We start from the raw sequence: 9,260 nt of genomic DNA on the forward strand, positions 1-9,260 counted from the left end.
TGCTCGGCTAGGGCTTTCCCGGTAAGGCCTCTGCCGAGCATGGCTCGGCACTACAGGAGAGGTTCCTTGCCGAGCATGGCTCGGCACTACCTGTGGGGCTTAGCGGGGCTTGGGGGCGTGGTAGCCCATCAAGGCCGAGATCTGCGCGGCGGCGCTCAACATTGCCTGCACGTGCGCCGGATTCGGTGTGCTCGGCAGGTAGTGGATGGAGCCGACGATGGCCAGTGTGCCGAACAACTCGCCGTTGCCCTGCAGTAGCGGGGCTGCCAAGGCGTTGATGCCGATGTAGAGCTCTTCCGGTGCGTCGGCCCAGCCGCGCTTGCGCACCAGCTCGATCTCCGCCGCCAGTCGATCCGGGTCGACGATGGTGCGTGGCGTGCTGTTGTTCAGTGGCTGGGTCAGGTAGGCGCGGCGCAGCTTGTCCGGGCCATAGGCGAGGGCGATCTTGCCCTGCGCCACGCTGTTGTGCTGGAAGCGAGTGCCCGGGCGCAGGCTGATCTCCACTGGCGCTGTACCGCGCAGCAGGTCCAGCACCACCACCTCGTTGTCGGAGAACGTGGAGATCACCACGGTCTGGCCAACTTCGTCGCGCAGCTGTTCCAGCACCGGCTTGGCCAGTCCCATCACATCGAAACGGCTGCTGCAGGCACGGCCCAGCAGGAACATCTGCCAGCCCACCCGGTATTGGTTGTTGTCCGGGTCCTGGTCGACATAGCCGTGTTCACGCAGCACGCTGAGGTGGCGGTGCACGCGTGCTTTCGGCATACCCAGCAACTGCGCGAGGCGGGTGACGCCGAGCCCGGTGGGTGCCGCGGCCAGTGCCTCGATTACCTTCAGCGAGACAATGGCGGTGGGCAGGCCCTGTTCGGCGCTTTCTTCCTGGGGCTCAATGGCGCCGCTGGCGGCGCTCAATTCCTTTTTTTCACTCGCGTCGTGGCTGGGCATCGGCTACCTGCAGTGTGTTGCATGGACGTACGCGGTCTGTTGACCGCGTTTTCCGCCGATTATGGCAGGTCGATGTATCGCTCTGCGAAAACCTTGTACTGCTGGGTCTTCTGCGCGGCCGCATCTTCCGGGCGCACGTAGCGGATGGAGCTGCGCCCCTTGAGCTGGCGGGGCAGCAGGAAGCAGCGGATGAAACGGGTTTCCTCGGCCTCGGTGGTGGGGGCCAGTACCGGTGCATGGCCGAGCTCGAACCAGGCGCTGCCGGCCGGGTAATCGTGGCTGTCACCCAGCGTTTCGATGCTGATCTGGCCGTAGTCGCAGATCCGGATGCCCGGTCCTTGATGGACATGGGTCAGCGCCACACCGCCCTTTGGGAAATCGACGCGGTCGCAGCGCATCAGCCACTCGAAGCGATCATCCAGACCAATTGGCGCCTCAAGCTTGAGCTCGCTGCGGGTGGCTGGGGCCGAGGGCAGGGCGCCGGCAGGGCGGTTGCGATCAGTCAGCTCCCAGCGCCACAGCACCGTGTCCTGATCGCCGTTGAGCAGGGTGACCTGCTGCTGGCAGACGCGCGCCTGGGCCGGGTCCAGCGCCTGGCTGTCCTGCGCGGACTCAACACTCAGGCCGCCGCTGCGGACGTAGAGGGCGCGCGGCCCGCTGGGCAGGTAAACAGGAGGGCAGCCGGCTGGCAGGTGGTCTTCGTGCAGGCGGAGGATCAGTTCGGACATCGGAATCTCGCGTTTGTAACGACGCTCGTATCGTATATCGATACAAAATTAAATTCCATGTTCCATTTTTGGAAAAAGTGGGATATTTTGTGCTCTGAGTATCGATCACCGATACTTTCGTATCAGCCACGATTCCGGAGGGGAAGCCAATGGCGCAGCGTGATTCATCGATCCAGGCAGTAACAGGCGGCGCAGGTGGCCGTTGGTGGCAAGGGGCCAGCAAGCAGCAGTGGGGCACGTTCCGTTCGGCCTACCTGGGCTGGATGCTGGACGTGATGGATTTGATGCTGTTCGCGATGGTGCTCAAGCACGTCAGCGCGGACCTGGGCTTCGACAAGTCGCAGGCAGGCATGGTGATGTCGGCGACGTTGATGGCCACCGCATTCGGCGGACTGGTGTTCGGCTACCTGGCCGATCGCATGGGGCGGGCGAAGTCGATGATGCTCAGCATCATCTGTTACTCCATCGGTACGGCGCTGTGCGGCCTGTCCGATACGCTGGGCCAGCTGATGCTGTTCCGCGTGATCGTCGGCCTTGGCGTCGGTGGTGAATGGTCTGCGGGTTCGGCCCTGGTCAGCGAGAGCTGGCCGGCACAGCACCGCGGCAAGATCCTGGCCTGGGTCCAGAGCGCGTTCGCATCGGGTTACGCCGCTGCCGCGATCATCGCCGCGCTGGTGGTACCAACGCTGGGTTGGCGCTGGGTGTTCGCGGTTGGCCTGTTGCCGGCACTGCTTGCTTTCTACGTGCGCCGCCACGTCAAGGAGCCGGAGATCTGGGTCAACCAGAAGGAGCGCCTCAGCTTCGCCCAGACCATGCGCAATCTGTTTGGTACCCATGCGCGTAGCACCATGGTCGGGCTGGCCTTCGTCACCGCCGCGATGTGTGGCTACTGGGGATTGTTCACCTGGATCCCGACCTACCTCGCCACACCGGTCGCTGACGGCGGCCCGGGCCTGGACATGGTCAAGTCGACGATCTGGATCGTGGTGATGCAGATCGGTGCGGCGCTTGGCTTCGTGACCTTCGGTTACATCGCCGACGCGATTGGTCGCAAGAAGGCCTTCATGCTGTTTTTCGTGGCCTCCGCGCTGACCGTGCCGGTATTCGTGATGATCAAGTCGCCGATGGCGCTGATGGCGTTCGGCATCGTCGTCGCTTACTTCGGCACGGGCTTCTACAGCGGCTTCGCGCCGACCTTCGCCGAAATGTTCCCGACCACTGTGCGCGCCACCGCGCAGGGTTTTGTCTACAACGGCGGCCGCGCCATCGCCGCCATTGCGCCGGCCCTGATCGGCTTCCTGGCCAACAGCTACGGCGTTGCCAGTGGCTTGATGGCGACCGCCGGGTTCTTCGCGCTGGCTGCAGTGATCGTGCTGCTGTTCCTGCCTGAGACCAAGGGCGTCGAGCTGACCTGACCGAACTAGCAGGAGTAAAGAAATGCCGATCATCCAAGTGACCCTGGTGCAGGGCCGCGACGAGCAGAAAGTGCAGCGCTTCATCCGCGAACTGGCGAAGGTGGCGCATGCGGAACTGGATGCGCCGATGAGCGCGATCCGGGTGATGGTCACCGAGGTTCCGCCGCAGCGTTTCGCGGTGGGCGATGTGCTCAAGAGCGATCCGGTTGAAGGGGGCAAGGCATGACTGCTTTGGTATTGGATGCAGCTGCAATCGCCCGCCATGGCGCCGAACTGCACACCGCGCTGCGTACTGGCGTGGCCCTTGATCCGCTGAGCGAGCGGATCAGTGGGCTGACCCTGGCGGATGCCTATGCGATCTCCAATGATCTGCTCGCGCGCCGCCTGGCCGATGGCGAGCGCGTGGTTGGCAAGAAGATCGGTGCTACGTCGGCGGCCGTGCAGCGCATGTTGAAAGTGGATCAGCCCGACTTCGGCTTTCTCACCGATCGCATGCAGGTTGCCAATGGCGGCACGCTGTCGGTGGCGGGAATGATCGCGCCGCGTGCGGAGGGCGAAATCGCCTTCCACCTCAAGCGCGACCTGGTTGGCCCCGGCATCACCCATCACGATGTACTCGCCGCGACCGAAGCGCTGTCGGTGTGCTTCGAGATCGTTGATTCGCGCATCCGCGACTGGCGCATCGGCATCACCGACACCGTTGCCGACAATGCTTCCGCCGCAGCCTATGTGCTGGGCGAGCTGCGCGTGCCACCGAAGAACCTCGACCTGGGCACGCTGGGCATGGTGGTCGAGAAGAACGGCGAACTGGTGGCCACTGGCGCTGGTGCCGCCGCGCTGGGCTCGCCGGTCAACTGCGTTGCATGGCTGGCCAACACGCTTGGTCGCCTTGGTACGCCGTTGAAGGCCGGTGAAGTGATCCTGTCCGGCGCCTTGGTGCCGCTGATCCCGGTGGCCGCCGGCGATCACATGCGTGTCCGCGTGGGAGCGCTCGGCAGTGCCGACGTGCATTTCGCGTGATGCCTGCTTCCTCCCCCACACTGAACGACAGGAGTGCTGCATGACCCTGAAAGCTGCCATCGTCGGCCCCGGCAACATCGGTACCGATTTGATGATCAAGATCCTGCGCCACGGCAAGCACGTGCAGATGGCCGCACTGGTCGGCATCGATCCGGCCTCCGATGGCCTGGCGCGCGCTGCACGCATGGGCGTGCCGACCATCGCCAGTGGCGTGGCCGGGCTGATTGAATCGGAGTTGTTTGCTGATATCGACATCGTCTTCGATGCGACATCGGCCTCCGCGCACATCACCAATGACGCGTTGCTGCGCAAGGCCAAGCCGGACATCCGTGTGGTCGACCTGACGCCTGCGGCGATCGGTCCGTACTGCGTGCCGACGGTCAACCTGGACGACAACATCGACGCCGCCAACGTCAACATGGTGACCTGCGGTGGCCAGGCCACGATTCCGATGGTTGCTGCGGTGGCCTCGGTGGCGAAGGTGAAGTACGCCGAGATCGTCGCCAGCATTTCCAGCAAGAGTGCCGGCCCCGGCACCCGCGCCAATATCGATGAGTTCACCGAGACCACTTCGCGGGCGATCGAGAGTGTTGGTGGTGCGGCCGTGGGCAAGGCAATCATCGTGCTCAACCCGGCAGAGCCGCCGTTGCTGATGCGCGACACCGTCTACGTGCTCAGCGAGCCGGCCGACGCCGCGGCCATCGAAGCGGCGGTCAATGACATGGCAGCACGCGTGGCCGCCTACGTGCCGGGCTACCGGCTCAAGCAGCAGGTGCAGTTCGAGGTGCTGGATGAACCGGTCAACGTGCCCGGCGTCGGTCTCACCACGGGCCTCAAGACCACGATCTTCCTGGAAGTGGAAGGTGCCGCGCACTACCTGCCAGCCTACGCCGGCAACCTGGACATCATGACGTCGGCCGCACTGGCCACCGGTGAGCGCATGGCCGCCTCGGTGCTGGCCGCGCGCGCTGCAGCCTGAGGAAGAACGCATGACTGACAACAAGCTCTACATCTCCGATGTCACCCTGCGTGACGGTTCGCACGCGGTGCGTCACCGCTACAGCGTGGCGCAGGTGCGGGCGATTGCCACCGCGCTGGACAAGGCACGGGTGGACTCGATCGAGGTCGCGCATGGCGATGGCCTGCAGGGTTCATCGTTCAACTATGGCTTCGGCGCGCACAGCGACGTTGAGTGGATCGAGGCCGCTGCCGAATCGGTTTCGCATGCCAGGATCGCCACGCTGCTGCTGCCAGGCATCGGCACCGTGCATGACCTGAAGAATGCGCATGCCGCCGGTGCGCGCATCGTGCGCGTGGCCACCCACTGCACCGAGGCCGACATCTCGCGCCAGCACATCGAAGCGGCCAACGCGTTGGGCATGGACACGGTCGGTTTCCTGATGATGAGCCACATGACCACGCCTGCGGCGTTGGCGGTGGAAGCGAAGAAGATGGAAAGCTACGGCGCATCCTGCGTGTACGTGGTGGATTCCGGTGGCGCACTCAATATGAACGACGTGCGCGAGCGGGTCAGCGCGCTGCGCGAGTCGCTGCAGGCTGATACGCAGATCGGCATCCATGCCCATCACAACCTGTCGCTGGGCGTGGCCAACTCCATCGCCGCGGTCGAAGCCGGCGCTATCCGCATCGATGCCAGCCTTGCCGGCATGGGTGCGGGTGCAGGCAATGCGCCGCTGGAAGTGTTCATTGCCGCCGCCGAGCGCATGGGCTGGAATCATGGCTGTGACCTCTACACCTTGATGGATGCCGCCGATGGCATCGTGCGTCCGCTGCAGGACCGCCCGGTACGCGTGGACCGCGAGACCCTGGCATTGGGTTATGCAGGCGTGTATTCCAGTTTCCTTCGTCACGCCGAGGCAGCGTCGCAGCGTTTCGGCATCAACACCGTCGACATCCTCGTCGAACTCGGCAAGCGCCGCATGGTCGGTGGCCAGGAAGACATGATCGTGGACGTCGCACTGGATGTGCTGCGTGCCCGCGACGCCACTACGCAGGAGAAAATCGCATGACCTTGGACCGTTCCATCATCGAAGGCTGCGCCCTGCAGCTGCTGGCCGCCGAGCAGGAAGTGCGCGAGGTGGTGAAGATCACCGACGCGCACCCGCAGATCGGCGTGGATGAGGCCTACGACATCCAGGAGTGCCTGCGCAGCATCAAGCAGGCCGCCGGTGTTCGCATCGTCGGCATGAAGATGGGCCTGACCTCGCGCCCGAAGATGCAGCAGATGGGCGTTGACACGCCGATCTATGGCTTCCTGGGTGACGACAACGCCGTCGACGATGGCGCCGTGGTGGATACCGCCCAGCTGATCCATCCGAAGGTGGAAGCGGAGATCGCCTTCGTGATGCGCGAGCAGCTTGCCGGGCCCGGTTGCGATATTGCCCAGGTGTTGGCGGCAACCGATTACGTGGTGCCGGCGATCGAGTTGATCGATTCGCGCTACGAGAATTTCCGCTTCGACCTGCCCAGCGTCATCGCCGATAACACCTCGGCGGCGCGCTACGTGCTCGGCTCGCGTCCAACCGCGGTGGAAGGCTTGGACCTGGAAACCCTGGGCGTGGTGATGGAGAAGAACGGCCAGGTGGTAGAGGTTGGTGCCGGTGCGGCCGTACTCGGCAACCCGGCCGAAGCGGTGGCGATGCTGGTCAACATGCTGGCGCAGCGCGGGCAGGTATTGCCGGCAGGCAGCGTGGTGCTGTCCGGTGCGATCACCGCGGCGGTGGCCGTCGCGGCCGGTGACAACGTACTGGTGCGTGCGGATGGCCTTGGTACCACGTCGATGCGGTTTGTTTGATAGCGAGCGGCCTGGCGTGACGGGGACGAGAGCCCTGCCGCCAATTGCACGCTGGTCATTCCCGCCTGTGCGGGAATGACGGTCTGAAAGCTGCTTGGAGAACCGGACTGATCGGGACTCCAGGAAGAAAAGCACTGCGTCATTTCGACCGGCCTTTCCAAACAGGGCCGGAACGGTGTTCTGTTGCCCTGGGAGGGGAAAGCAATGATCAGCAACAAGAAGCTGGCGGCCCTGGCCGTCACCACGGCCTTGGCGGCGATGCCGTTGAGTGCGCTCGCACAGGCAACGGATGCCAAGGCCATGGAAGCGCGGATGGCGCAGTTGGAGCAGGAGATGCAGCAGATGCGCGCGATGCTGCAGCAGTACCAGCAACGTGAGGCGGCCAACGCTGCTGCAGTCCCGGCTGCGAGCGCAAGCGCACTTGATGCAACCCGCGTGGTTGCCGCTGCACCGTCGGCGACCCTGCCCAATGCAATGCCGGGCACGAAGTTCTCCTTCGGCGGCTTCATCAAGCTCGATTCGATGTATACCCGCACCAGCGATGGTGAAATCGCGGACGGCTCGGCCGGGCGGCTGTTCTACTTTCCCGGCGCCACCCCGGTTGCAGCCGATGGCAATGGCCGCAGCGCCAGCTACACCGATGTGCATGCGCAGTTCTCGCGCTTCTGGTTTGGTGCTGACACCACCACCGACGATGGTGACAAGCTCAAGGCCTATATCGAGGCCGACATGTACGGTGGTGGCAGCAATGCGTTCGCTGGCAACGAGGTCATCACCAACACTTATGCGCTGACCCTGCGCCAGGCCTATGTGAGCTGGAACAATTGGTTGGCCGGCCAGACCTGGTCCAACTTCCAGGATGTTGCCGCGCTGCCGGATACCGTCGATTTCACCGGGCCCTCCGAAGGCACCATCTTCTCGCGGCAGGCACAGCTGCGTTACACCCGCGGCGCCTGGTCGTTCTCGGCGGAGAACCCGCAGACCACGATCACTCCGTTTGCTGGCCGTGGTGCACGCTTCAACAGCGGCGCCGATACGATCCCCGATTTGACCGCACGCTGGAACACGCGCGGCAACTGGGGCCATTTCACCGCCGCAGCGATGCTGCGCAACTTCCGCTATGGTGGGGAGACCGAAACCGGTGCGGCCCTGAGTGTGTCTGGTCGGTTCAACATCGGTGCCAACGATGACCTGCGTTACATGGTCAGTGGTGGCAGCGGCGTGGGCCGCTATCTCGGCTTCGCGCTGGGCAGCGACACGGTGCTCGACGAGGAGGGCAGGTTGCATGCGATGGACGGTTACGGTGGCTTCGCGGCGTGGCGCCATGCGTTCTCGCCAAAGCTGCGCGGCAACCTGGTGTACTCGGTGGCGGTGCTGGACAACGATGCTGCATTGACGGGCTACGAAGTCACCGAGAAGGCGCAGTCGGTGCGTGCCAACCTGATTTACTCGCCGTTCCCCAAGCTGGATCTTGGTGTTGAGTTGAGCCATGCGACGCGTCGCATCGAGAACGGGCAGGAAGGTGACATGAATCGCCTGCACACGCATGTGAAATATAACTTCTGACCGGTTTGGCAGTGGTTCGCGGCCACTGCGGGAATCAGCACGGGCGGGCTGGGGTAACATCGTCCCTGGTCCGCCCGTGTTGTTTTGTCATGAATACATCGCCAAGCCTGCCATTGTTTCCGTTGCATGCGGCGCTGCTGCCGGGTGCGATGTTGAACCTGCGCGTGTTCGAGCCGCGCTATCTGGATCTGGTCCGCGAATGCGGGCGCACCGGCGGTAGTTTCGGTGTCTGCCTGATCCTGCATGGTGAGGAGGTCGGCGCACCGGCAACGCCTGCTGCCTGGGGCGTCGAGGCCACGGTCGAGGATTTCGATGTCGGCCGTGATGGCGTATTGGTATTGCGACTGCGCGGCGCGCGACGCTTCCACGTAACGACAACCCATGTACGTGACAACGGCTTGGTAACGGCGGATGTGCAGTGGTGCGAGCTCGACAGCGATGATGAACTGCAGCCGGAACACGGGCTGCTTGCTACCTTGCTGGAACACATCATCGAGCAGATAGGTGGCGAGTACGCCGCCGCCGGTCCGGCACAGTTGGATCAGGCAACGTGGGTGGGTTGGCGCCTGGCCGAACTATTGCCGCTCAGCGAAACCCAGCGGCTGCAGCTGTTGCAGGAGAACGATCCGCGGCGACGCCTGGATCGATTGCTGGAATGGATTCCGGAGCTGGACGTGCCGATCGAGGAGGATCCGTAATCCAGCTGCAGGATATTGGTAGTGCCGAGCCATGCTCGGCAGAGGCCTTCCCTGTAATGCCCTTGCCGAGCAT

At 64.0% G+C, this 9,260-nt stretch carries 9 protein-coding genes and 1 pseudogene; 8 read left to right on the forward strand and 2 right to left on the reverse strand.

Features of this window, described 5'->3' with window-relative positions:
* Window positions 1-99: 99 nt before the first annotated feature.
* Both QMX78_RS17935 and QMX78_RS17940 read right to left on the reverse strand, forming a co-directional pair.
* The gene (locus QMX78_RS17935; RefSeq protein WP_282272079.1) at window positions 100-945 is read right to left on the reverse strand and encodes an IclR family transcriptional regulator; all 846 of its coding nucleotides are present in this window, start codon (window positions 943-945) and stop codon (window positions 100-102) included.
* Window positions 946-1,004: 59 nt separating this feature from the next.
* Window positions 1,005-1,673, reverse strand: coding sequence for a hypothetical protein (locus QMX78_RS17940; RefSeq protein ID WP_282272080.1), 669 nt, complete (start codon window positions 1,671-1,673; stop codon window positions 1,005-1,007).
* Between the two features lie 149 nt (window positions 1,674-1,822).
* On the opposite strand from QMX78_RS17940, the gene QMX78_RS17945 reads away from it, so the two are divergent.
* From QMX78_RS17945 to QMX78_RS17980, 8 genes and pseudogenes are all read left to right on the forward strand, one after another.
* A complete protein-coding gene (locus tag QMX78_RS17945; protein ID WP_282272082.1) occupies window positions 1,823-3,088 on the forward strand; it encodes an MFS transporter in 1,266 nt (421 codons plus the stop codon).
* Between the two features lie 19 nt (window positions 3,089-3,107).
* A pseudogene (locus tag QMX78_RS17950) lies at window positions 3,108-3,314 on the forward strand (tautomerase family protein); the annotation flags it as partial.
* Window positions 3,311-4,108 carry a fumarylacetoacetate hydrolase family protein gene (locus tag QMX78_RS17955; RefSeq protein ID WP_282272084.1) on the forward strand — a complete coding sequence of 266 codons (798 nt, stop codon included), beginning with the start codon at window positions 3,311-3,313 and terminating at the stop codon, window positions 4,106-4,108. The pseudogene QMX78_RS17950 and the gene QMX78_RS17955, both read left to right, overlap by 4 nt.
* 40 nt (window positions 4,109-4,148) lie before the next feature.
* The gene (locus QMX78_RS17960) at window positions 4,149-5,087 is read left to right on the forward strand and encodes an acetaldehyde dehydrogenase (acetylating) (protein WP_282272086.1); all 939 of its coding nucleotides are present in this window, start codon (window positions 4,149-4,151) and stop codon (window positions 5,085-5,087) included.
* A gap of 10 nt (window positions 5,088-5,097) precedes the next feature.
* Entirely contained in the window at window positions 5,098-6,138 is a 1,041-nt protein-coding gene (gene dmpG / locus QMX78_RS17965) for a 4-hydroxy-2-oxovalerate aldolase (protein ID WP_282272088.1), read from the forward strand.
* Window positions 6,135-6,923: a 2-oxo-3-hexenedioate decarboxylase gene (gene dmpH / locus QMX78_RS17970; protein ID WP_282272090.1), complete on the forward strand. Its 789-nt coding sequence runs from the start codon at window positions 6,135-6,137 to the stop codon at window positions 6,921-6,923. Before dmpG ends, dmpH begins: the two co-directional genes overlap by 4 nt.
* A gap of 204 nt (window positions 6,924-7,127) precedes the next feature.
* Window positions 7,128-8,489, forward strand: a complete 1,362-nt coding sequence (locus tag QMX78_RS17975; protein WP_282272092.1) for a DcaP family trimeric outer membrane transporter — start codon at window positions 7,128-7,130, stop codon at window positions 8,487-8,489.
* An 89-nt stretch (window positions 8,490-8,578) separates the two neighbouring features.
* Window positions 8,579-9,187 (forward strand): LON peptidase substrate-binding domain-containing protein, encoded by a 609-nt coding sequence (locus QMX78_RS17980; protein WP_282272094.1) that lies wholly within the window; start codon window positions 8,579-8,581, stop codon window positions 9,185-9,187.
* Window positions 9,188-9,260 lie beyond the last annotated feature (73 nt).

The sequence above is a fragment of the Stenotrophomonas sp. PS02298 genome, assembly GCF_029959445.1.
GTDB lineage: Bacteria > Pseudomonadota > Gammaproteobacteria > Xanthomonadales > Xanthomonadaceae > Stenotrophomonas.